At 61.0% G+C, this 22189-nt stretch carries 20 protein-coding genes; all 20 read left to right on the top strand.

What is annotated here, in order from left to right:
* The 20 genes from dnaJ to secA all read left to right on the top strand — a co-directional run bounded on the left by dnaJ (position 1) and on the right by secA (position 22159).
* Positions 1-1134 carry a molecular chaperone DnaJ gene (gene dnaJ, locus Q1K49_RS10640; RefSeq protein ID WP_300525870.1) on the top strand — a complete coding sequence of 378 codons (1134 nt, stop codon included), beginning with the start codon at positions 1-3 and terminating at the stop codon, positions 1132-1134.
* Between the two features lie 104 nt (positions 1135-1238).
* Positions 1239-2135 (top strand): 50S ribosomal protein L11 methyltransferase, encoded by an 897-nt coding sequence (locus tag Q1K49_RS10645; protein WP_366146065.1) that lies wholly within the window; start codon positions 1239-1241, stop codon positions 2133-2135.
* On the top strand, positions 2089-2838 hold the full coding sequence (locus Q1K49_RS10650; RefSeq protein ID WP_300525871.1) for an RsmE family RNA methyltransferase: 750 nt from the start codon (positions 2089-2091) through the stop codon (positions 2836-2838). Before Q1K49_RS10645 ends, Q1K49_RS10650 begins: the two co-directional genes overlap by 47 nt.
* A 16-nt stretch (positions 2839-2854) precedes the next feature.
* A complete protein-coding gene (mtaB, locus tag Q1K49_RS10655) occupies positions 2855-4186 on the top strand; it encodes a tRNA (N(6)-L-threonylcarbamoyladenosine(37)-C(2))-methylthiotransferase MtaB (RefSeq protein WP_300525872.1) in 1332 nt (443 codons plus the stop codon).
* Positions 4187-4200: 14 nt separating this feature from the next.
* Complete coding sequence (locus Q1K49_RS10660) at positions 4201-5784, top strand: Hsp70 family protein (RefSeq protein ID WP_300525873.1); 1584 nt, start codon at positions 4201-4203, stop codon at positions 5782-5784.
* On the top strand, positions 5781-6890 hold the full coding sequence (locus tag Q1K49_RS10665; RefSeq protein WP_300525874.1) for a DnaJ domain-containing protein: 1110 nt from the start codon (positions 5781-5783) through the stop codon (positions 6888-6890). Before Q1K49_RS10660 ends, Q1K49_RS10665 begins: the two co-directional genes overlap by 4 nt.
* A gap of 34 nt (positions 6891-6924) precedes the next feature.
* Complete coding sequence (locus Q1K49_RS10670; protein ID WP_300525875.1) at positions 6925-7266, top strand: histidine triad nucleotide-binding protein; 342 nt, start codon at positions 6925-6927, stop codon at positions 7264-7266.
* A 34-nt stretch (positions 7267-7300) separates the two neighbouring features.
* Positions 7301-7483 carry a 30S ribosomal protein S21 gene (rpsU, locus tag Q1K49_RS10675; RefSeq protein ID WP_029165344.1) on the top strand — a complete coding sequence of 61 codons (183 nt, stop codon included), beginning with the start codon at positions 7301-7303 and terminating at the stop codon, positions 7481-7483.
* Positions 7484-7715: 232 nt separating this feature from the next.
* On the top strand, positions 7716-8174 hold the full coding sequence (nrdR, locus tag Q1K49_RS10680) for a transcriptional regulator NrdR (RefSeq protein WP_213692300.1): 459 nt from the start codon (positions 7716-7718) through the stop codon (positions 8172-8174).
* 58 nt (positions 8175-8232) lie between these two features.
* Positions 8233-10305, top strand: coding sequence for an anaerobic ribonucleoside-triphosphate reductase (nrdD, locus tag Q1K49_RS10685; protein ID WP_300525926.1), 2073 nt, complete (start codon positions 8233-8235; stop codon positions 10303-10305).
* Positions 10306-10311: 6 nt separating this feature from the next.
* Positions 10312-10980, top strand: a complete 669-nt coding sequence (locus Q1K49_RS10690) for an anaerobic ribonucleoside-triphosphate reductase activating protein (RefSeq protein WP_300525876.1) — start codon at positions 10312-10314, stop codon at positions 10978-10980.
* Positions 10981-11095: 115 nt separating this feature from the next.
* Entirely contained in the window at positions 11096-12229 is a 1134-nt protein-coding gene (locus Q1K49_RS10695) for an ABC transporter substrate-binding protein (protein ID WP_300525877.1), read from the top strand.
* 99 nt (positions 12230-12328) lie between these two features.
* Positions 12329-13222: a branched-chain amino acid ABC transporter permease gene (locus Q1K49_RS10700; protein WP_300525878.1), complete on the top strand. Its 894-nt coding sequence runs from the start codon at positions 12329-12331 to the stop codon at positions 13220-13222.
* A complete protein-coding gene (locus Q1K49_RS10705; RefSeq protein ID WP_300525880.1) occupies positions 13222-14268 on the top strand; it encodes a branched-chain amino acid ABC transporter permease in 1047 nt (348 codons plus the stop codon). The genes Q1K49_RS10700 and Q1K49_RS10705 overlap by 1 nt, the downstream gene beginning before the upstream one ends.
* A gap of 35 nt (positions 14269-14303) precedes the next feature.
* The gene (locus tag Q1K49_RS10710) at positions 14304-15050 is read left to right on the top strand and encodes an ABC transporter ATP-binding protein (RefSeq protein WP_300525928.1); all 747 of its coding nucleotides are present in this window, start codon (positions 14304-14306) and stop codon (positions 15048-15050) included.
* Entirely contained in the window at positions 15043-15747 is a 705-nt protein-coding gene (locus Q1K49_RS10715; RefSeq protein ID WP_300525882.1) for an ABC transporter ATP-binding protein, read from the top strand. The genes Q1K49_RS10710 and Q1K49_RS10715 overlap by 8 nt, the downstream gene beginning before the upstream one ends.
* Before the next feature lie 13 nt (positions 15748-15760).
* Complete coding sequence (pgsA, locus tag Q1K49_RS10720; protein WP_300525884.1) at positions 15761-16339, top strand: CDP-diacylglycerol--glycerol-3-phosphate 3-phosphatidyltransferase; 579 nt, start codon at positions 15761-15763, stop codon at positions 16337-16339.
* 46 nt (positions 16340-16385) lie between these two features.
* Positions 16386-17615: a M20 family metallo-hydrolase gene (locus Q1K49_RS10725; RefSeq protein ID WP_300525929.1), complete on the top strand. Its 1230-nt coding sequence runs from the start codon at positions 16386-16388 to the stop codon at positions 17613-17615.
* Between the two features lie 170 nt (positions 17616-17785).
* Entirely contained in the window at positions 17786-19180 is a 1395-nt protein-coding gene (locus Q1K49_RS10730) for a tryptophanase (RefSeq protein WP_300525886.1), read from the top strand.
* Positions 19181-19471: 291 nt separating this feature from the next.
* Positions 19472-22159, top strand: coding sequence for a preprotein translocase subunit SecA (gene secA / locus Q1K49_RS10735; RefSeq protein WP_300525888.1), 2688 nt, complete (start codon positions 19472-19474; stop codon positions 22157-22159).
* Positions 22160-22189: the final 30 nt, after the last annotated feature.

Genomic DNA, 22189 nt, shown 5'->3' on the forward strand with positions numbered 1-22189 from the left:
ATGCCGGGGCCTGGACAGACTAAGGATTACTACAAGATATTGGACGTGCCCCGGGAGGCGAGTACCGAGGACATCAAGAAGGCCTACCGTAAGCTCGTCCGCAAGTTTCACCCCGATGCGAACCCTGGAAATCGGGAGGCGGAGGAGCGGTTCAAGGAAATCAACGAGGCCTATGAGATCCTGAGCGACCCCCAGAAACGGGCTCAGTACGATCAGTTCGGTTTTGTGGGCGACATTCCCCAGGGTGGAAGTCCCTTCGACGGAGCGAGTCCCTTTGGCGACATCTTCGGGGATATCTTCGACAGCTTCTTCGGCGGCGGAGGGCGGCGGGGCCGCTCCTCCACCGCTCCCCGGAGGGGTTCCGATCTGGAGATGGAATTGGAATGCACGCTGGAGGAAGCCTTTTCCGGTGCGGTCAGAGAGGTCTCGATTCCCCGGTGGGAGGGGTGCAAACGGTGCGGAGGGACTGGTGCGGAGCCGGGAACTTCTCCCGAGGCGTGTCCCGCCTGTGGAGGGCGGGGCCAGGTGGAGCATGTCCAGAGAACTCCCTTCGGGCAGTTTTCGTCCGTAACGCCCTGCGCCCGGTGTGCGGGAAGGGGAAAAATCATTTCCTCACCGTGTAAATCCTGTAACGGTAACGGCATGCTCCGACAGTCCCACCGGCTGGACGTGCGCATTCCGCCAGGGGCGGACACGGGGCTCCGACTTCGCATTACCGGAGAGGGAGAGGCGGGAGTCAACGGTGGACCTCCCGGGGACCTTTACCTTCTGATGCGTGTGCGGGAGCATCCCCGTTTCGAACGCGACGGGGACAGGCTGCACACCCGGGTTTCCGTCCTGTTTCCCCAGGCCGCCCTGGGGTGTGAAATTCCCATCGAGACTCTTGATGGGGAAGAATTGCTCGACGTTCCGTCGGGGAGTCAGCCCGGAGAGACCTTCCGGCTTCGCGGAAAGGGAATGCCGCGGCTTCGCGGCAAAGGACGAGGTGATCTTGTCGTTCACCTCTCGGTGGAGGTGCCCCGGGATTTGACGGAGCGCCAGAGAACACTCCTCCAGGCTCTTGCCCAGGAAATGGATGTTTCTGTCAAAGAAAATGAAAGTTTTCTGGACAAGCTGAAATCCTTTTTCGGATAGGTAAACAACACCCCGGTGGCGTACCGTTGAAATTGTGGTACACTTGAAAAAAGAGGCAAGAGGGAGGCTTGGCCTCCCTCTTGCGGTTTGTGGAGGTTGATGTCATGTCGATGACGGGCGGAGACGGTTTCTGGTGGTACGTGATCCTCGAGGGCAAAGACGGGGATGAGGACGTTCTCGCCTCTCTGGCGGAACTCTCCGGCAGCATCGGCGCGGAACAGCAGCAGGGAGCGGAGAGGATTCGACTCCGGGCTTATTTCCGGAATTCCCACGATCTGGGATTCTGGCTCGGGCGCTTGGGCGAGGCCCTCGAACCGTGGCCGAACATTTCCATCGCAGATATGGGAAAAATCGAAAATCGACAGTGGCACACCGCATGGAAGGACGCCTTCCCCCCTCTCGACGTGGGACGCCGTCTCGTCGTTCTCGCCCCGTGGCACCGCGGTAAAGAGCCGGTGGGGCGGATTCCTCTGTATATCTATCCCGGAAGCGCTTTCGGAACCGGCTATCACGAGAGTACTCAGATCATGCTGGAACTTTTGGAGTCCCACGCATTTCCCGGCATGACCGCCGTGGATATCGGCTCCGGATCGGGCATCCTCTCCATTGCAGCGGTCAAACTCGGCGCGACGGACGTGACGGCCAGAGATCTCGATCCTGCGGTGATTCCGGAGATCGAGGAGAATTGCCGCCTCAACGATCTTCCTGCCGGAAAGGTCCGGGTGGAGACGGGAGATCTGCTGCGTGGATTTACCTCTCCCGTGGATTGCCTGCTGGCGAACATCGTGCTCGAACCGCTTCTGGAGATGCTCCCGTCCGTGCGTTCTCTTCTGGGAGAAAAGGGGGTCGCCCTGTTTTCCGGTCTTGTAGTGCGGGAACGGGAACAGTTCCTCGCCGCGCTCGGACGGGCCGGACTCGTTCCCCTGCAGGAACTTGAGAAAGGAGACTGGTGGGGTGTCGTTGCCGCGCCTTCGACTCGAAACGAGTCTGCGAACGCCTGAGGGGCGGTGGATTCTCGATGCCGACGAAGTACACCATCTTGTTCGGGTTCGCCGGTGTGTCGTCGGTGACAGGGTGGAGGGATTGCTGCCGGGATGGCGGGTGATTCTTTCCCTTGAGAAGAACCAGGAGCAATGGGAGGGTGTCGAATGCGAGCGGATCCCCTCTCCGGAGACCTCGCTCCATCTTCTCCTCCTTGCTGGAATCCTCAAGGAGGATGCCTGGAACGCCCTTCTGCGAAACGCCGTCGAAGTGGGCGTGGCACAGATCCTGCCTCTTCGGTGCGAACGGAGTGTTCCCAAGGGCGCAATACTTTCCACACCACGACGGATGGAGCGGTGGCAGCGAATCCTTCTTGAGGCTACCAAACAGTGCGGCGCGTCGTCACCGCCCCACCTCTTCCCCCCTTTGGATGTCGAGGAGATCGACCCGGTCACGCTTCCTTCCGAATGTTACGCGGCGATTCTCGACGGAGGCGCCCGCCCTCTGGGAAGTGTCCGATGCGGTGCTGACGTCGCCTTTGCGGTGGGCCCCGAGGGCGATTTCTCCCCGCGAGAGAAGGAGCGTTTCAGGGAATTGGGTTTTGTGCCCGTTTCGCTCGGCCCGAGAATTCTGCGTGCGCCTACGGCGGTGACCGTGGGATGTTCCTGGTTTTCCCTGACGAGAGAGGGGCTGTACCGAACCGATGATGCCCTGTCTCTCTGAACGGCCGAGGATTCTGGTGCGTTCCCGCGGCTGCCGCACCAACCAGTACGAGGGAGAGGCCCTCGCCGCGGCGTTCCTCGCCCGGGGATGGTTGTTGGTCGAAAAAGCTCCGCTGGATGCAGCGATCGTGGTCTCCTGCACGGTCACCGCCGAGGCGGACAGAAAGGTGAAGCAGCTTCTCCGGCGTCTCCGCCGGGAGAATCCCGGAGCGTGTCTCGTTCTCTGCGGCTGTCTGGCCCAGCGCGTGGGCGACGCGGAAGGGGCGGAGGCGCTCGGGGTGAATCTCCTTGTGGGGAACCGACGTAAGCACCTCATTCCGGACCTGGTAGAAGAGGAGATTGCCCGGCGACGTGGAGGAAAGGATGTCGCGGCGTTCGCGTCATCACGGATTCTCGTGGACGATCTTCGTACCGACGAGTCCTGGGATGCCCTCTTTCTCCCCGCTCTCACCGCGCACACCAGGGCATTCGTCAAGATTCAGGACGGATGCGATCACTTCTGCAGCTACTGCATCGTCCCCTTTGTAAGAGGCAAGCCGGTGAGCCGCCCTGAAGCGGACATCGTGAGCGAGGTCACGAGTGTTGCGGAAGCGGGATGCCGTGAGGTTGTTCTCACTGGTGTGCATCTCGGACGATATGGTGCTTCCGGAGGTGCCGCCGATCCATTCGCATTGGGAACCCTGGTACGCAAACTCTCCCGGGTTCCGGGGATTTCGAGGATTCGTTTCGGCTCCCTGGAGCCCTTCTCCGCGAGCGAAGAATTGCTTCGGATGCTCGCGGACATTTCCGCGTTCTGTCCTCATCTGCACATACCCCTTCAGAGTGGGGATAAAGAGGTGCTGCAGCGCATGGCGAGAGGATATGCGCCGGAGGATTTCGCCCGAATCATCGAGAGAATCCGTCGTATCCTCGGAGAGGATGTGCACATCAGCACGGATGTTCTCGTGGGATTTCCCGGAGAGGACGAAGGTGCGTTTCGCAGAACCCTGCGCTTTCTTGAGGAGATGCGCTTTGGCCGCCTGCATGTGTTTCCCTTTTCCCCCCGGGAAGGGACCGCAGCGGCTCGCTTTCCCGGCAGAGTGTCCCCGGGAATCCTGAGGGAGCGGTGCGAGGAGACACTCGCGTTGGGAAAGGATCTCCTGCGGCGTATTATGGCGAAATGGGTAGGCAGGAATGTCCGGGTTCTCGTGGAGGAGGACGACGGTCTCCGTGCCTCGGGCCTGACGGAACACTTTCTTGCCGCCTCGTGCCCTTCCGGAGTGCTTCCCGGCTCGGAGATTGCCATCCGTGCGGATTTGCTTCACAATGATGTTCTGGAATGTGTTTTTTCTTCAAGACGGGGCGAATGAGGAGGCGAGAGCTCATGGGTTCGCCGATTCTGGGCATTGACCTTGGAACCCGATACGCGCTTTCGGCGGTGGCGCGCCCCGAAAGACCGAATGCGCCCGTGCTCGTCCCGAACAGGTGGGGTAATGTCCGTACGCCCTCCTACGTGGCCCGGACGGACTCGCAGGGCTGGATTGCCGGCGAGGATGCCGCGAGGATCGCGCTCCGGGAGCCCCGGAAAGCGTGGTGGAACGTGAAACGCCACGTGGGGGACCCCGCCTGGCGGGTTCGCCTCGGACGCAAGGAGTACGGCGCGGAAGAACTCCTGGCGCCTCTTCTCACGCTTCTCCGGGAGGATGCTGAGGCGTTTCTCTGCGAGTACGTCACGTCCTGCGTTCTTGCCGTTCCGGCGCATTTCAGCTTTCCCGAGAGGGCGGCCATGATGCGCGTCGCCAAAACCTCCGGATTCTCCGAGGTAAAGATCGTCAACGAACCCACCGCCGCAGCTCTCGCTGTCGGAGGTGAGGGACGATTTCTCGTGCTCGATTTCGGTGCGGGTACGGTGGATGTCACCGTTGTGGAGCGGGAGGGACAGGTGTGGCAGGTCATCGATTCCATCGGTCGGGGTGATCTCGGTGGTGCCGATCTCGACGTGCTCCTCGCCGAATGGCTCTGGAGTTCCGTCTCCGGGGAAAAACCAGACCGGGAGGATCCCCGCTGGGCGGTCCTTCTCGCCGAGGCGGAGCAGATGAAAATCACCCTTTCCGATGCGTTGCGTGCCGTTTGGTATCCTCCGGGAGGGCTTTTCCCCGGAGAGCCTGTCTCCCGGGAAGTGGATCGGGAGCAGCTCGAAGCGCTCATGCAGCCCCCTATCGCGGAAGTGGTGGGGCTCGTTCGCAAGCTTTGGCGGCGTCATGCTCCGGAAAAACTGCTTCTCGTGGGAGGAAGCAGCCGGATTCCGCTTTTACGTCGTGCTCTTTCCGCCGGTGTCGCCGAACCGGATCATCTCCGCATGTGTCCCGACGAAGCCGTGGCCATCGGCGCCGCTCTGTGTGCCTATCAGAGCGGCGAACGTCTTCTCATCGACGTGCTCTCGGGCAACCTCGGCGTCGAAGTGGCGGACGGGAGCGTGGTGGTTCTCCTTGAGCAGGGAATGCCTCTCCCGGCGTCTGCATCGAGGAGGTTCGCCACCCTCGGATCGGGAGGATTCACAGTTTCGGTGGTACAGACGGAGCGGCGCGGAGGATCCCGGAGATTTCTCGGAAGCGTGCACGTCGACGCGGACGTCAAGGGCGCGGAGGTGGAAGTGCATTTTCTGGTCGACTCCGGAGGTGTTCTCCGGGTGGAGGTCTGTCGCCGGGGCGGGAGGGTCATTACCTCGGAGGTGCTCGACATCACCGGAGGAGGAGCGGCGGCGGATGCGCGTCGCCGGGAGGACCTGCCCGCGTTGGAAAGGCGCCTGGCACGCCTTTCCCTGGCGCTTTCCCCCGAACAGCAGGGGCGGATCTCCGTGCTTCTTGGAAAGGTACAGATTCTCAAAGACGAGGGATCTGTTTCTGAAGAGGCCCTGCTCATTCTGCGACATATGGTTGAGGATCTGGAAAAGGTGGTGCACGAATGAACTCCGGAATGGAACTGCACGCGAGTTTTCGTAAGCTCGGGCTCCGTCCGGATGCTTCCTGGGATGAAGTGAAGTCCGCTTTCCGACATCTTGCCCGTTCCTGTCATCCCGATGTTGCGGGGCCTCAAAGTGCCCGTCGCTTTCAGGAGATCACCTCCGCCTACATGACCTTGAAGACGCAGATTGCCTCCCGCGACGGAGCAGCTGCCCCCCGAGGCGGAGGGCGGCGATCCGGGGGAACCTACGGAGCGGGCCAGGGAAGGCCGTCCTCCCAGAGCCATTCGGGAAATCCCTCTTTTTGGGCCAAAGCTGCGGCGTCCTGGGAGAGCTGGCGGAAGAGCAGAAAAAAGCGAGCCGAGGAACGAGTCGCGGAAGAACAGGAGCGACTTCGGCGGGAGGAACTCCGGGAGAAACAGCGGGAACAACGGATCTCAGGAATCATCGCCGAGGCGGAGGAACGGATGCGCGAGTTTTACGCCGCCAGGCACGAGGAGGAGGATGGCGCAGTTCTCGCGCTCCATTTGGAACGGCTTCGGAGCCGTCATCCTCTTGTCCGGGCTCTTGCGGTGGATGCACTTCTTCCGGAAATCGCGACGAAGGCAGTCTGCGAAGCCTTCGAGACGCTTCTCGCAGACACGACTCTTGCGGATGAAGAGCTGCGACGCCTGCTCGACGTCATTCCTCCCGAATCGCCTCCGGGAAGGCGTTTTGCTTCGGTCTTGTCGACCAGGGCGCGTTCTCTCGGAGAGAACCAGGCTCTTTATACACTCAAGTGGCTGCACGTTCTGCCGGAGCGGAATGAATTCCTGTGCGCTTTTCTGTCGCACGCCTCTTCCATGGTTGTGGGAGAGGCTCTCGCCGTGTGGTCCCGGGAAGCCGCCTGTCTCGATGAAGGCTTGACGCTCAGGCTTCTCCGACGTTCCGAAGAACAGGTGCTCGTGCCACTTCTGCGTCTCCTCAAGCGTTCCGGAGAGAACGGAAGCGGTGCGGAACGCCCCCTCTCACCTCTCGTGCTGACAGCACTTCGGCGCCTGCTCAGAGAACATCCCTCATCGTCCGTTCGGGTCTGGGCAAAAGCTCTTGTCGAGCGGGCTTTCTGCCGTTAGAATGGACAGGCTACAGAAGGAGAGGGGAAAAGAAATGGACGAGATGTGCCTCTTCTGCGACATCTGTCGAGGAGCGGTTGCGGCGCAGGTGATTCGCCAGGACGAGTGGACCGTTTCCTTTCGGGACATCAATCCTGTCGCTCCCGGGCATGTTCTCGTTGTTCCCAGACAACACGTTCCTTCCGCTGCACAGTGTGACGATCCCGAAACGTGGGGGCATCTCATGCTTGCCGTTGTGGAGACGGCACGGGCGGTCGGAATCGAGGAAAGGGGGTACCGTCTCGTCGTCAATTGCGGCGAAGAGGCGTGCCAGACCATTCCCCACCTTCACGTTCATCTTTTATCGGGGCGTCGTTTTTCCTGGCCTCCGGGTTGAGTGTTGGTGGCGGTGGAGAAGGGGGGGAACGGGAATGGCAGCACATGTTGTTCGTCGGGAAAACGAATCCATTGATGACGCACTGAGGCGCTTCAAACGCGAGGTGCAGAAAGTCGGAGTCCTTCGTGAAGCCCGTAAGCATGAACATTATGAGAAGCCGAGCGAGATCAAGAAGCGCAAACGCGCTGCGGCGACGCGCAAGAGCCCCAAGGCGTAACGTTTTCGGGGCAGTTTCCCCCGTGTTTTTCCATGACACCTTCGTACGACGAATGAACGAGGACGGAGCGCGAATCCGTCCTCGTTTCTTTTCCCCCGCTTCCCTCTCATGTTGAGTCCCAAGACCCGGAATGTCGTCCCGCCACAGGGAAGAACGGCTCATCTTTGCAGCTTCGCAAAACACCACATGTAATGTATAATTTCCATCAACGACGCTATATGGAGGTGTGCGCATGCATTGTGTGCGTTGCGACGCTTCGGAGACGCGTGTCATCGAGACCCGCACCACCGAGGAGGGGCGGGTCATTCGGCGCAGAAGGGAATGCCCCTTCTGCGGAAATCGTTTCACCACCTATGAACGCGTGGAGGAATCCCGCCTTTTTCTCGTGGTCAAGAAGGACGGGCGGCGGGAGGCGTTCGACCGCCAGAAACTTTTGAGAGGGCTTGTCAAGGCCTGTGAAAAGCGCCCCGTTTCCCTGGAGGGACTTCAGGATGTCGCGGCGCGTATCGAACGTGCGATGAAAAATCGCGGGCAGGGGGAGATTCCGAGTACTCTCGTGGGAGAGCTTGCCATGGAGGAGCTGCGCCGCCTGGACAAGGTGGCCTATGTCCGGTTTGCCTCGGTCTACCGGGAGTTTGCCGATGTCTCGGCCTTTGCCGATTTTGTGAAAAAACTCGACGAGAAGGGATGATGTGATCGTGAGCCCCTTGGAAAAAGTACTTGAGGCGGAGACGCCGAAGCGGAGACAGATGCCCCTTTTTTCGGAGGCCACCGACCTTGCGCTCATGGTGGATGCTCTGGCTCAGGAGGAGCGGTCCCCCTGGAACGCCGGGCGCATACAGCAGGCTCTCGTGGTGGAGGCCGGAGTCGAGCCTGGATTGGCGGGAGAGATCGCCCTCGAAGTGGAGGAGGACCTCCAGCGGTGGGGGCGTGATCGCGTCACCACCACGGTCATTCGGGAGATGGTGAACGTCAAGCTGTTCCAGCGCGGACTCGGGGCGAAGCTGCGGGACCACAGCCGCATCGGCCTTCCTCTCTACGACCTGGAGACCATGATGCTCTCCCCCAACAAAGAGAACAGCAATACGACCCACAATCCCGAGTCCATCAACCTCACCATCGCCGAAATGGTTCTCAAGGAGTACGCGCTGTCCAAAGTCTTTTCGTCCGACGTGGCGGCGGCGCATCTCGCCGGGGACATACATCTCCACGACCTGGGTATGGTGAACAGACCCTATTGCTCCGGTCAGAGCCTCGCCTACGTGGCGAAATACGGACTGGACCTCCCCTCCATCACGAGCGTCTCCGGTCCAGCGAAACATCCCGAGGTCCTGCTCGCCCATCTCCTCAAGATGACGTCGGTGCTGCAGAACAACTTTGCCGGGGCCATCGGTTGGGACGCGGTGAATGTCTTCTTCGCTCCGTATCTGGAGGAGTGCGACGACGCGAAAATGAAGCAGTTGGCTCAGATGCTGATCTTCGAGTTCAATCAGCTTGCGGGGGGGCGGGGAGGACAGGTCGCCTTCACCGACATCAACCTCTACTACGAAATTCCTGAGCATTTCCGGAACGTTCCCGCCATCGGTCCCGGAGGAATTCCAACGGGAAAGACCTACGGGGAGTACGCGGATCTTTCCAAGCGCTTTCTTCGTGCGCTCTTTTCGGTCTATCTGGAGGGAGACAGCCGGGGGCAGCCCTTCTTCTTCCCCAAACCCCTCTTTCACATCACCGATGCTTTCTTCCGGGAGCCCGGATGGGAGGAAATGCTCCACCTGGCCTGTCTCGTTGCGGCGGAGAAGGGAAACACCTACTTCGTCTTCGACCGGGGGGGCGTGGCGAAACTGAGCGAGTGTTGCCGTCTCAGTTTCGAACTCACTTCCGAGGACCTCGCCGAGGCGGCTACCCCGTGGAAAATGCGTTTCTGCGCCATGCAGAACGTGACGATCAACCTTCCCCGTCTTGCCTATCGGAGCGGCGGAGACGCGAAGCTCCTCTTCGGTCTTCTGGACGAGGTGATGGAGCTCGCGGGCAAGGCACACCTCCAGAAGCGTCGTTTTGTCGAGGAGATTCTCGCCCTCGGCGCAAAGGGGCCTCTGGCGGTTCTCTGCGTCGGCCATGATGGGGAATCCTACCTGCGCTTGCGCAAGAGCGCTTTCCTCGTGGGAATCCTGGGCGTGAACGAGATGGTGCGTTTTCTCACGGGCAAGGAGCTTCACGAGACTCCCGAGGCCATGGAACTCGGCCTGGCGGTGGTCCGCTACATGCAGCTCAAGTGCGACCAGCTTGCCGAAAGATACGGACTGAAGATCGTCCTGGAGCAGACCCCAGCGGAAAGTACCGCCCACCGCATGGCTCGCCTCGACCTGCGGGATTTCGCGGAGCTTGCCGCAGGAACGGTACGGGGAAATCCGGCGAAAGGGGATGTGTACTACACCAACAGTACCCATTTTCCCTACGAACTCCCGATGGATCCCATCACTCGTGTTCTGGAGGAAGGACGGTTTCACCCCATGATCAACGCGGGAGCCATCACCCACGTCTGGATGGGAGAACACCGCCCCGATCCCGGGGCATTGGCCTCCTTCGTTCGAAAGACCTTCGACGGGACCGAAAGCGCGCAGCTCGCCTTCAGTCCGGAGTTCACGGTCTGTAACGACTGCGGGAGAGTGGTCCGGGGGTTGAAGGAGTGCTGTTCTTCCTGCGGTTCTTCTTCCGTGGACGGCATCACCCGGATCACCGGCTATTTTACCCGCACGTCCTCGTGGAATGCGGGAAAACGGGCGGAACTGCGGGATCGTCGCCGGACCCCCGTGGGGGCGTAAAGGTCCGTGCGGATCGGAGGATATCTCCCCGCCTCGTTCCTCGACTGGAAAGGGCGGGTGACGGCCGTCCTCTTCACACTGGGGTGTCCGTTCCGCTGTCCCTATTGCCACAATCCTGATCTCGTGCTGGAAAAGGCGAAGCCGCTTCCTGCGGAGGATGTCTTCGCCCGCCTTTCCGAGCGACGCGCCTTTCTCGACGGCGTCGTCCTTTCCGGCGGGGAGCCCACGATGCAGTCCGAACTTCCAGGCTTTCTCCGGGAACTGCGGGTTGCCACGGGACTTCCCGTTCGCCTCGATACGAACGGATCGAACCCGGAGCTTCTGGAGGAGCTTCTCGCGGAGGGGCTTCTCGCGGGAGTCGCCATGGACGTGAAAGCCCCCTGGGGAAAGTATTCCCGCGTGTGCGGTGTCTCCGTTGACGAGGGGGCCGTGATCCGATCCTGGGAGCTGTTGCGGCGATCTGCCCTCGACGTGGTGTTTCGGACGACCTTCGTTCCGGCGCTTCTTTCGCTGGAGGATCTGGTCGGGGTTCGAAACCAGCTGGAGGATGATCCGCGCTGGATCGTGCAGCGTTTCCGGCGTACGAAAATCCTTGACGCGAACCTTGCGCTCTTTCCGGAGCCGTCTCCGGAGTGTCTTCAGAAAGCCCTTCCCGGCGTCAGCATCAGTGGGTGACCGTCGGAGTTGTCGAATCTCGTGCGTGTAATTCCCGTTCACAGGACGGAACGCATGGCGTATAATCCAGGGAAAGGGTCGGCGACGGCCAAAACGAATGAGGAGGGGTGCGTTCATGAAGTACGGCAGATTGATTCTTGGTGTGTTGCTCGTGTGCATTCTGGCTGGAACGGCATTTGCGAGCGAGGATGTGATCCGCATCGGCGTCTATCTTCCCCTGACGGGGCAGATGGCTTTCGGCGGCCAGCTCGAACTCGACGGCGTGAAAATGGCTCACGAGGCCGTTCCCGAGGTGCTCGGAAAGAAGGTCGAGCTCATCGTCATCGACAACAAGTCCGACAAGGTGGAAGCGGCCAACGCGATGCAGCGTCTCATCGAGAAGGAAAAGGTCCACGCCGTCATCGGTACCTACGGCTCCTCCCTCGCCATGGCGGGCGGCGAAATCTCCGAGAAGGCGGGTATCCCCGTCATGGGAACCTCCTGCACGAATCCTCTCGTGACTCAGGGCAAGAAGTACTACTTCCGGGCCTGCTTCATCGACCCCTTCCAGGGTGCCGCCGCTGCCCAGTACGTCTTCGACAACGGCGCGCGGAAGGCCGCCATGCTCCTGGACGTTGCTTCCGACTACTGCGTGGGCCTCGGGAAGTTCTTCGAGGATCAGTTCAAGAAGCTCGGCGGCGAAATCATCGCCACCCTGAACTACCAGTCCGGAGACCAGGATTTCACGGCTCAACTCACGGAGATCATCAGCAAGAATCCTGACGTGCTCTTCATTCCCTCCTACTTTGCCGAGGGGGCCATCATCATCAAGCAGGCGAAGGAACTGGGAGCCAAGTTCATGATCATGGGCGGTGACGCCATGGACAATCCCGAGATGGTGAAGATCGGCGGAGAGGCCATCGAAGGTTTTGCCTTCACTACGTTCCCCTACGATCCCTCCATGCCGGAGATGAGCGAGCTTCAGGCCCAGTTTACCGAGGCCTGGAAGGCGAAGTATCCCGACAAGGATTCTAACGCGAACAGCGCTCTCGGGTATGATTCCTACATGCTCGTCATCGACGCCATGAAGCGCGCCGGCTCCGTCGACCCCGAGGCGGTCACGAAAGCTCTCGCCGAGACGAAGGACTTCCCCGGCGTGACGGGAAGCACCACCATGAATGCCACGCACGATGCGGAGAAGCCCGTGGGCATCAAGAAAATCGAGGGCGGCAAGCAGGTCTTCGTCGGCACGGTCATGCCCAATCTGTAGGCGCTCCTTCGCACCTGCCCGGACAGAGAGCAGGTCCCGGTCGCAAAGAGAGGGGGAGTTCCCTCCCCCTCTCTCTTTCTGTAACAAGGGGGAGCGCGTATGAGCCTTGCCATGTTCGTGCAGCACTTTTTCAACGCCCTGACTCTCGGAAGTCTCTACTCTCTCATCGCCATCGGGTACACCATGGTGTACGGTATCCTTCGGCTCATCAACTTTGCCCACGGGGACATCTTCATGCTCGGGGCCTATTTTGTCTTCTTCGGTACCATCGCGTTCAAACTGCCCTGGCTTCCGGCGGTTCTCCTGGCCGTCGCAGCCAGCTCCTTCGCCGGAATTCTCGTGGACCGCATCGCCTATCGCCCGTTGCGTGACGCGCCACGCATTTCCGCGCTCATCAGTTCCATCGGTGTCTCCTTCTTCATCCAGAACCTGGCCATCGTGCTGTTCACGGGCATTCCCCGTCCCGTACAGCAGCCCAAGATCCTCACGGGAATCATGCAGTTCGGCGCGGTGCGCATTCTGCCCCTGACGTTGGTCGTTCCCGCCATTTCCTTCGTTCTCGTGCTGGGGCTGCTCTGGATCGTCAACAAGACGAAACCGGGACTCGCCATGCGAGCCATTTCCAAGGACATCGAAACCACCCGTCTCATGGGAGTCTCCGTGGACAAGATCATCGCCCTCACCTTCGGGTTGGGGTCGGCCCTGGCCGCCGCGTCGGGCATCATGTGGGCCCTCCGTTATCCCCAGGTACACCCTCTCATGGGGAGTTTCCCCGGGTTCAAAGCGTTCATCGCCGCCGTGCTGGGGGGCATCGGCTCCATCCAGGGAGCCATGGTCGGGGGATTGCTCCTGGGGTTCATCGAGATCATGATCGTCGCCTTTCTTCCCGCCCTTTCAGGGTACAAGGATGCCTTCGCGTTCGTGCTGCTCATCATCATCCTGCTCGTCAAGCCCACGGGGCTGATGGGCGAGAAGCTGGAGGAAAAGGTCTGATGAAACGGACGACGAGAAACGCGCTGTGCAACCTCCTGCTCCTTGCTGCTGGAGCGGCACTGCTTCTGTGGGTGGATCGCACGTTCGATCGCTACGTGGTGCAGGTGCTCAATCTCATCGCCATCAACACCATTCTCGCGCTGAGCCTGAACCTGATCTACGGATTCACGGGCATGTTCTCTCTCGGGCACGCGGGTTTCATGGCCGTGGGGGCCTACGTCAGCTCGCTTCTGATCCTTCCCCAGGCGCAGAAACAGACGATCTACATTCTCAAACCCCTGATCTGGCCCTTCTCGGTTCTGCAGGCTCCCTTCTTCGTGGCGGTTCTCTTGGGAGGACTTGCGGCGGCCCTCTTCGCCATTCTCATCTCCGTTCCCGTGCTGCGGCTCGGCGGCGATTACCTCGGCATCGCCACACTCGGATTCGCGGAGATCATCCGAGTCGTGGCGAACAACATCGTGCCCATCACGAACGGCGCCCTCGGGCTCAAGGGTATCCCTTCCTACGCGAATCTCTGGTGGACCTACGGTTGGTGCGCTCTGGCGGTGATTTTCATCGCCCGTCTCGTGCAGAGTAATACAGGGAACGTCCTCAAGGCCATTCGAGACGACGAGGTAGCCGCCAAGGCGATGGGAATCAATGTGTTCAAGTACAAGGTCATTTCCTTCACCGTGGGGGGATTCTTTGCCGGCATCGGCGGCGCCCTTCTTGCGAGCCTTCTCACCACCATCGACCCGAAGATGTTCACCTTCATGCTCACCTTCAACGTGCTCATGATCGTCGTGGCCGGTGGTCTCGGGTCCATTACCGGTTCGGTGCTTTCCGGCGCAGTCATCACGGTGCTCTTGGAATGGTTGCGTTTCGTGGAAAATTCCGTCACCATCGGTGGCTTTACGATACCCGGCGTGCCGGGAATGCGCATGGTGGTCTTCTCTCTTGCGCTTCTCTGCATCATTCTTTTCCGCAGAGAAGGCATCATGGGCATGCGGGAATGGAGCTGGGACATGCTGTTCCGCGGCAGAACCAGGGGAGGTGAAGCACGGTGAGCAACAGCGTCGTGCTGGAGACGAAAAATCTCACCATGCGTTTCGGCGGCCTCACCGCCGTCCAGAAGTTCTCCGCTTGCGTCGAGGAAGGGCGCATCGTGGGGCTCATCGGGCCCAACGGTGCGGGCAAGACTACCTGTTTCAACATGATCACGGGATTCTACGTTCCCTCGGAGGGACAGGTGCTCTTTCAGGGGGTGGACATCACCGGCTTGCCGCCGCACCAGGTCTGCGGCAGGGGGATCGCCCGCACGTTTCAGAACATCCGCCTTTTCAAGAACGAGACGGTGCTGCAGAACGTGATGATCGCCGGTCATGTCCGTCAGACGTCGCCCTGGTGGGGAAAAGCCATGGGGCTTCCCTCGGCGATTCGGGAAGAGCAGGATCTCCGGGAACGTTCGCTTGCTCTGCTTGACGCGGTGGGGCTTTCCCAACTCGCCATGGAGCAGGCGGACAGCCTTCCTTACGGGGCGCAGCGCCGCCTGGAGATCGCCCGGGCCCTTGCCACGAACCCCCGGTTCCTTCTCCTCGACGAACCTGCGGCGGGCATGAACCCTCAGGAATCCGAAGCGCTTATGGCTTTCATCCGGAACATCCGGGACCGTTTTTCCCTCACGATCCTTCTCATTGAGCATGACATGAAAGTTGTCATGGGCGTGTGCGAGCACATCTGGGTTCTCGACTACGGCGTCTGCATCGCCGAGGGGGAGCCCACGGCCATTCGGTCCAATCCGAAGGTCATCGAAGCCTATCTCGGAGAGGAGGCCCCCGTCCATGCTTAGCGTAGAGGAGCTGCACGTCCATTACGGGGGCATTCACGCCATCAAGGGTATTTCCCTCGATGTCCCCCAGGGGAAGATCGTTACGCTCATCGGAGCCAACGGCGCGGGAAAGAGCAGCACGCTTCGGGCCGTTGCGGGGCTCGTGCGGCAAAAAAAGGGGAGAATCCTCTACAAGGAGGAGGACATTCTCCATCGTTCGCCGGAGCACATCGTCCGCGCCGGAATCGCCATGGTTCCCGAGGGGCGGCGCATCTTTCCGCAGCTCAGCGTGGAGGAGAACCTGAAACTGGGTGCCTACGCGAGGACGGACGCGGCGAATATCCGCTCCGACATGGATTGGGTCTTCGAACTGTTTCCCCGTCTCCGTGAGCGCGCCTGGCAGAAGGGCGGGACGCTCTCCGGAGGCGAACAGCAGATGCTCGCCCTGGGGCGGGCGCTCATGAGCAGGCCCGAACTCATCATGATGGACGAACCCTCTCTGGGGCTCGCACCGCTTCTGGTTCGCGAAGTGTTCGAGATCATCGCCGCCATCAACGGCGAGGGGAAGACGGTGCTCCTGGTGGAGCAGAACGCCTACGCGGCACTCAAGATCGCCCACTACGCCTATGTTCTCGAAGTCGGGAGCGTCGTTCTCGAAGGAACGGGGGAGCAGCTCATCGCCGATCCCAGGGTGCGCGAGGCCTACCTGGGAGGATGAGGAGGAAAAAACGATGGCGCCTTCCGGCAACGCACTGAATCTGCCGAATCTGCTGAGTCTCTCCAGGGTGTTTCTCGCACCCCTGGTGATGGTCTTCCTTACCATGAAGATCAACGTGCAGGTCGCGTCTCTCGACGCCCTCGGCGTGGACGTGAGCTACGGCGATCTTCTCGCGGGCATCGTCTTCATCGCCGCGGCGCTCACCGACACGGCGGACGGATACATCGCGAGAAAAAAAGGGATTGTCACGAACCTGGGGAAGTTCATCGACCCTCTGGCGGACAAAATCCTCGTCACGGCGGCACTTGTGGCTCTCGTGGAACTACAGCGCCTGCCCTCGTGGATCGTCGTGGTCATCGTGTCCAGGGAATTCATCGTCACCGGACTGCGCATGCTCGCCGCCGCGGAGGGCGTGGTCATCGCCGCTTCCGGCGGCGGCAAGGCGAAGACAGTGAGCCAGATCATCGCCATCAGCCTCATGATCTTCAACCTCCCCGGCGGTCTCGCCGCCATGTGGATCGCCATGATTCTCACCGTCTGGTCCGGCATGGACTACCTGGTGAAGGGAAAGGAATTTCTCATCCGAGCCTGAACAACAAACCCGTTCCGGAAAAGAGAGGTGTGTCCGCGTGGAGGAAATGCAGCGCCTGTGCGCGCCGTTGCGTGGAGAAGTGCAGAAGCTTCGGGCAGAGATGGTGGAGACCCTCTGTGCTCTCGTGTCCCGTCCTGCCGTCTCGCCCGGGGATGGTGGAAAGGGAGAGATGGAAAAGGCCGCGTGGCTCGAGAAGAAAATCGTCGAACTCGGGTTCGGTCCCTGCGAGCGGTACGATCTTCCCGATGAGGCGAATCCATTGGTGGTACGCCCCAATTTGGTGGTGCGCATTCCCGGACGCGAGCCGGGGAGGCTCTGGTTCGTCACCCATCTCGACGTCGTCCCCGAGGGAGATCGGGGGCTCTGGAGCGGAGATCCCTTCGTCCCGAGAGTCACGGAAGAGCGGATCTACGGCAGGGGCAGCAACGACAACGGTCAGGAAGTGGCGGCGAGCCTCTATGCTGCAGTGGCACTGAAACGACTGGGACTGACGCCCCGCAGGGAGATCTGCCTCTGTTTCGTGGCGGACGAGGAAATGGGAAGTGTCCACGGCATTCGACACCTTCTCGACCGGAATCTCTTTTCCCCGGAGGACCTGCTCGTCGTTCCCGACGGAGGCAACGAGCGGGGCGATTTCATCGAGATCGCCGAGAAGTCCATCCTCTGGATGCAGTTCACCGTTCAGGGCGTCCAGGTGCACGCCGGCATGCCCCAACTCGGCAGGAACGCCTGCCGCGCCGCAAATGCCTTTTCCGTCGCCCTTGACGAGGCGCTTCATGCGGCGTTTCCCGAGGAGGACATTCTCTTCGATCCCCCTGTCTCGACCTTCGAACCCACGAAAAGGGGTGCGAACGTTTCCAACGTGAACACCGTTCCCGGTCGGGAAGTGTTCTGCTTCGACTGCCGCGTGCTTCCTTCGGTTCCACTCGAGTCGGTTCTGTCCGTCGTGGATGAGGTGCGCCGCAGGATCGAGGAACGCTACGGCGTGTCCGTGCGGACGGAATTTCTTCAAAAAGAACAGGCCGCGATGCCGACATCCCGGGAGGCGCCTGTCGTCCGGTGCCTGGAGGATGCCCTGCGGGTGGTGCTGAACGTGGAACCTCGGGTCGGTGGTATCGGAGGCGGGACGTGCGCCGCATACTTTCGGACTCGGGGTATTCCCGCCGTCGTCTGGGCCCGGGAGGCCGACAACGCCCACCAACCTGACGAATACGCGGAGATCTCCCATTTGCTCGACGAGGCCCTGGTCTTCGCCCTTCTCATGGCGGAGGCGTGACTCGGGAGAAACTCGTTTCCCGGGAGGCGGATTTGCTCCATCGACAAAACGGAAGGTTCCTCCTACAATCGGCGGAGGGAACACACGCTGTTCCGAGACCGAGCAGAGAAGCATCTCCATAGATGAGCCTCCAAAGTCGAGCGAAAGACAGCACTGTGGAGGGATGTCGTATGGTAGATCGTATTATGCCCGAACCGTTCCGCATCAAAATGGTGGAGCCCGTCCGCGTTCCGGACGGAGCGCAGCGGGAGAAGGCCCTGGAAATCGGACATTACAACATGTTCGGTTTGCGCTCCGAGGACATCTACATTGATCTCCTCACCGATTCCGGCACGGGGGCGATGAGCAAGCAGCAATGGGCCGCACTCATGCGGGGAGACGAAGCCTACGCCGGAGCGGACAGTTTCTTCGCCCTCAAGAACGCGGTGAAGGACGTGCTCGGTTTCGACCACGTGATTCCCACCCATCAGGGACGAGCGGCGGAGAACGTGGTCTTCGGCACCCTCGCGAAGAAGGGCGACATTATTCCCTTCAATATGCCCTTCGACACGACCCGGGCGCACATCTTCAACGTCGGGGCCGAGCCCGTGGATTGCATCATCGACGAGGCCTTCAAACCCGAGGTGCGGCATCCCTTCAAGGGGAACGTGGACGTGGCGAAGCTTGAGCGCGCCATCGCCGAGTACGGCAGGGAGCGTATTCCCCTTATCATGGTCACCGTCACGAACAATTCCGGAGGCGGTCAGCCCGTGAGTCTCGAAAACCTCCGCGCTGTCTCCGGGGTGGCGAAAAAGCACGGCATTCCTCTCTTTCTCGATGCGGCCCGCATGGCGGAGAACGCCTGGTTCATCAAGATGCGGGAGGAAGCGTGCCGGGACATGTCTCTTGCGGCGATCCTGCGAGCCTGCATGGACACGGCGGACGCCATCACCTGTTCCGCCAAGAAGGACCCCCTCGTGAACATCGGCGGCATGATCTGTTGCCGCACGGAGGCGCTGTACCAGGCGCTGCTTCCCCGGGTGATCCTCTTCGAAGGATTCGCCACCTACGGCGGCCTCGCCGGACGGGACCTCGAAGCGCTCGCTCAGGGGTTGCGGGAGATGACCGACGAGCAGTACATGGCCCATCGGGTGGCGCAGGTGAACTATCTCGGCGATCTGCTCGAAGAGGGAGGCGTTCCCTTCGTGAAGCCCGCGGGAGGGCACGCTATCTTCATCGACGCTGCGGCGTTCCTGCCTCACATGCCGCAGACGGCCTATCCGGCGGATGTTCTCGCCATCGAAATCTACCGCGAAGGGGCCATTCGCGGCATCGGCCTCGGCGCCCTCGCCTTCGCCATCGAGGACGAGAAGACGGGAAAGCTCATTCTCCCCAAGCTCGAACTCTACCGTCTCGCCATCAACCGTCGCACTTACACGAACAGCCATATGGAATACGTTGCGGAAAGCATCGTCAATGTCTACAAACGCCGGGAGAAGATTCGTTACGGCCTGAAAGTGGAGTATGCCCCTCCCGTGAAAGGACTCCATCATTTCCTGGCCCACCTGAAACCCTACACGTTGTAGTGTCGGAAAGAGATGCCCCGGGAAAGAGCGGGGCTAGAGGGAACGCGGATGGCGCGTTGTGTACGGTGGCGCTTGCTTCCAGGGAGATGCCCTTGTCGGGTGTCTCCTTTTTTTGACGCGTCCGAACGGAGAAGCATATAATGGTTCGTCCTCTGGAGGGATCTTCCGGAAGGATAACCTTGGAGAAGTGCTTTCCGTCCGTCCTTTCCCGGGGTCTCCTGTGCGCTGCGGAGGAGAGCCGGGATTTTCGAAGGTCGGAGGAATGCTTCCTACAACAGTAGAGGTGAGGAAATGCTCGATTCTCTGAAGCGGGCCCTCGGGCTCGACCCCAACGAGCGTGCTCTCCGGCGCTATCGCCAGAGGGCCGTTCGTATCAACGAACTGGAGGCGGAACTGCACTCTCTGAACGACGAGGAGCTTGCAGGTCGCTATGATGCCCTTCGAAAACGAGTTCTGGACGGAACTCCGGAGGACGAAATCCTGGAGGATGTCTTCGCCGTCGTCCGGGAGGTGTCGGTGCGAACTCTCGGTATGCGGCACTTCGACGTGCAGCTCATGGGAGGCATGGCGCTTTCCGAGGGCAAGATCGCGGAAATGAAGACCGGAGAGGGAAAGACGCTGGTGGCGACCCTTGCGGTGGTTCTCGGTGCGGCGAGCGGCAAAGGCGTGCACGTGGTCACCGTGAACGACTACCTGGCCAGGCGCGATGCCGAATGGATGGAGCCGATCTATCGTTTTCTCGGCCTTTCCGTGGGTGTTCTCTATCCCTACATGCCCCAGGAAGAGCGCCTTCAAGCTTACCGGGCCGACGTGACCTACGGCACGAACAGCGAATTCGGCTTCGACTACCTTCGGGATAACATGGCTGTCCATCCTTCGCAGCTTGTCCAGCGGGGGCACGCCTTCGCCATCGTGGACGAGGTGGATTCCATCCTCATTGACGAGGCGAGGACGCCCCTCATCATTTCCGGCCCTTCTGAGGATGCCACGGAGCCGTATGTCGCGGCGGACAGGGCGGCCCGAAAGCTCCAGAAGGGCGCAGATTTCGAAATCGACGAGAAGGAGCGCAATCTCGCCCTTACCGAAGAGGGGATCGCCCGGGCGGAGCAGATTCTCGGCCATGCGGGCCTCTTCTCGGACTGGCAGCATTCCGAGATGGCTCACAAGCTGGTGCAGGCTCTCAAGGCGATCCATCTCTTTCAGCGGGACGTGCACTACGTGGTCAAAGACGGGGAGATCGTCATCGTGGACGAGTTTACGGGACGACTCATGTTCGGGCGCCGCTATTCCGACGGATTGCACCAGGCCATAGAGGCCAAGGAGCGGGTGCGGATCGGCCGCGAGAACCAGACTCTCGCCACGGTCACGCTGCAGAACTATTTCCGCATGTATCGCAAGCTCGCGGGCATGACTGGCACCGCCGCGACCGAAGCGGAGGAATTCAAGGAGATCTACGGGCTCCCCGTGATCGTGCTTCCCACGAACAAACCCCTGGTGCGCGAGGATTTCAGCGACGCCATCTTCCGGACCAAGCGGGAGAAATTCCTCGCCGCGGCGGAGGAGATCGCCGAGTGTCACGCCAAGGGGCAACCGGTGCTTGTGGGAACGACCTCCATCGAGAATTCCGAGGTCATGAGCAAGCTGCTCAAGGCTCGTAAGGTTCCTCACGAAGTGCTGAACGCGAAATATCACGAAAAGGAGGCCCAGATCGTCGCCCAGGCGGGACGGTTTGGTGCGGTGACGGTGGCCACGAACATGGCGGGTCGCGGCACGGACATCGTACTTGGAGGCAATCCGGACTTTCTCGCGCGGGACGAGGCGAGGCTTCGCGGGGTGGATCCCGCCGCCGACCCGGAGTCCTTCGCGGTTATCCGGGAGGAGATGGTTGCCCAATGCGCAGCGGAGCGTGAGAAGGTCCTTGCCGCGGGGGGGCTGCACATTCTGGGCACGGAGCGGCACGAATCACGGCGCATCGACAACCAGCTCCGCGGACGGGGCGGCCGCCAGGGCGATCCCGGCACCAGCCGTTTCTATCTCGCCCTTGAGGACGATCTGCTTCGTCTCTTCGGCTCCGAGCGCATCCAGGGGATCATGGAGAAACTCGGCATGGAGGAAGGCGAGGCCATCGAACACTCTCTCCTCACCAAGGCCATCGAGAACGCCCAGCGCAAGGTGGAGCAGTATCATTTCGACATCCGGCGCCAGCTCCTCATGTACGACAACGTCATGAACCAGCAGCGGGAAGCCGTCTACGGAGAGCGTCGCAGCATTCTCGCCGCGGAGGACGGCATCGTCGACCACGCCTGGGAGATCGTTGAGGACACGCTGGCGAACATCATCGACACGACGTTCCCCGAGGGGGATGCGGAACCCGACGTAAACGCTGCGGCGGTGCGTCTCAAGGCCGTCTTCGGCCCGGGAGCGGAGACCTTTATTGAAGGAGTCGCAAGCCGTGACGAGGCGCTTGACGCCCGGGACAAGCTCGCCCGGCATCTGCGGGAGCGCTTCGACGAGAAAGTGAAGCAGCTCGGCGGGAATATGGCGGCGGACCTTTTCCGTTTCGTGGTGCTCCACGTGCTGGATGCCCGCTGGAAGGAGCACCTCCTCGGCATGGACGAACTCCGCCGCGGCATCGGCCTCCGCGCCATCGGACAGAAGGATCCCCTGCTGGAGTACCAGTTCGAGTCCTACAATCTGTTCCAGGAAATGCTCGGGCGGGTGCGGGAGAGTGTAGCGGAACTCGTCTTCCGTGTTTCCGTCGTTGCCGAAGGCGCTGTTCCCGGCGCAGGACGCTCCGGCTCTATCCGCCCCGGTGCGGTCGCTCCTGTTCCGGTTTTGCTCGGCGCGCCCCGGGAAGAGGCTTCGGCCCCAGGCGGTGACCGCGTGCCGCTCCGGAAGGGTGAACGGGTCGGGCGGAACGATCCCTGTCCCTGCGGCAGCGGTAAGAAATACAAGCACTGTTGCGGTAGGGTCTCGTGATGCGGAGGGCACGCATCCGTTCCGGAGGGG

Origin of the sequence: Aminiphilus sp. (genome assembly GCF_029975095.1) — a bacterium.
In the GTDB taxonomy this organism is placed as follows: Bacteria; Synergistota; Synergistia; order Synergistales; family Aminiphilaceae; genus Aminiphilus.

What these genes read in the sequence shown, in the direction of transcription:
- Q1K49_RS10705 (WP_300525880.1), top strand. Translation starts at nt 13,222, where the DNA reads ATGAAACGGACGACGAGAAACGCGCTGTGCAACCTCCTGCTCCTTGCT.
- nrdD (WP_300525926.1), top strand. Translation starts at nt 8,233, where the DNA reads ATGCCCCTTTTTTCGGAGGCCACCGACCTTGCGCTCATGGTGGATGCT.
- Q1K49_RS10645 (WP_366146065.1), top strand. Translation starts at nt 1,239, where the DNA reads ATGTCGATGACGGGCGGAGACGGTTTCTGGTGGTACGTGATCCTCGAG.
- rpsU (WP_029165344.1), top strand. Translation starts at nt 7,301, where the DNA reads ATGGCAGCACATGTTGTTCGTCGGGAAAACGAATCCATTGATGACGCA.
- nrdR (WP_213692300.1), top strand. Translation starts at nt 7,716, where the DNA reads ATGCATTGTGTGCGTTGCGACGCTTCGGAGACGCGTGTCATCGAGACC.
- Q1K49_RS10695 (WP_300525877.1), top strand. Translation starts at nt 11,096, where the DNA reads ATGAAGTACGGCAGATTGATTCTTGGTGTGTTGCTCGTGTGCATTCTG.
- Q1K49_RS10725 (WP_300525929.1), top strand. Translation starts at nt 16,386, where the DNA reads ATGCAGCGCCTGTGCGCGCCGTTGCGTGGAGAAGTGCAGAAGCTTCGG.
- Q1K49_RS10660 (WP_300525873.1), top strand. Translation starts at nt 4,201, where the DNA reads ATGGGTTCGCCGATTCTGGGCATTGACCTTGGAACCCGATACGCGCTT.
- Q1K49_RS10700 (WP_300525878.1), top strand. Translation starts at nt 12,329, where the DNA reads ATGAGCCTTGCCATGTTCGTGCAGCACTTTTTCAACGCCCTGACTCTC.
- secA (WP_300525888.1), top strand. Translation starts at nt 19,472, where the DNA reads ATGCTCGATTCTCTGAAGCGGGCCCTCGGGCTCGACCCCAACGAGCGT.
- Q1K49_RS10710 (WP_300525928.1), top strand. Translation starts at nt 14,304, where the DNA reads ATGCGTTTCGGCGGCCTCACCGCCGTCCAGAAGTTCTCCGCTTGCGTC.
- Q1K49_RS10715 (WP_300525882.1), top strand. Translation starts at nt 15,043, where the DNA reads ATGCTTAGCGTAGAGGAGCTGCACGTCCATTACGGGGGCATTCACGCC.
- Q1K49_RS10730 (WP_300525886.1), top strand. Translation starts at nt 17,786, where the DNA reads ATGGTAGATCGTATTATGCCCGAACCGTTCCGCATCAAAATGGTGGAG.
- Q1K49_RS10665 (WP_300525874.1), top strand. Translation starts at nt 5,781, where the DNA reads ATGAACTCCGGAATGGAACTGCACGCGAGTTTTCGTAAGCTCGGGCTC.
- dnaJ (WP_300525870.1), top strand. Translation starts at nt 1, where the DNA reads ATGCCGGGGCCTGGACAGACTAAGGATTACTACAAGATATTGGACGTG.
- pgsA (WP_300525884.1), top strand. Translation starts at nt 15,761, where the DNA reads ATGGCGCCTTCCGGCAACGCACTGAATCTGCCGAATCTGCTGAGTCTC.
- Q1K49_RS10670 (WP_300525875.1), top strand. Translation starts at nt 6,925, where the DNA reads ATGGACGAGATGTGCCTCTTCTGCGACATCTGTCGAGGAGCGGTTGCG.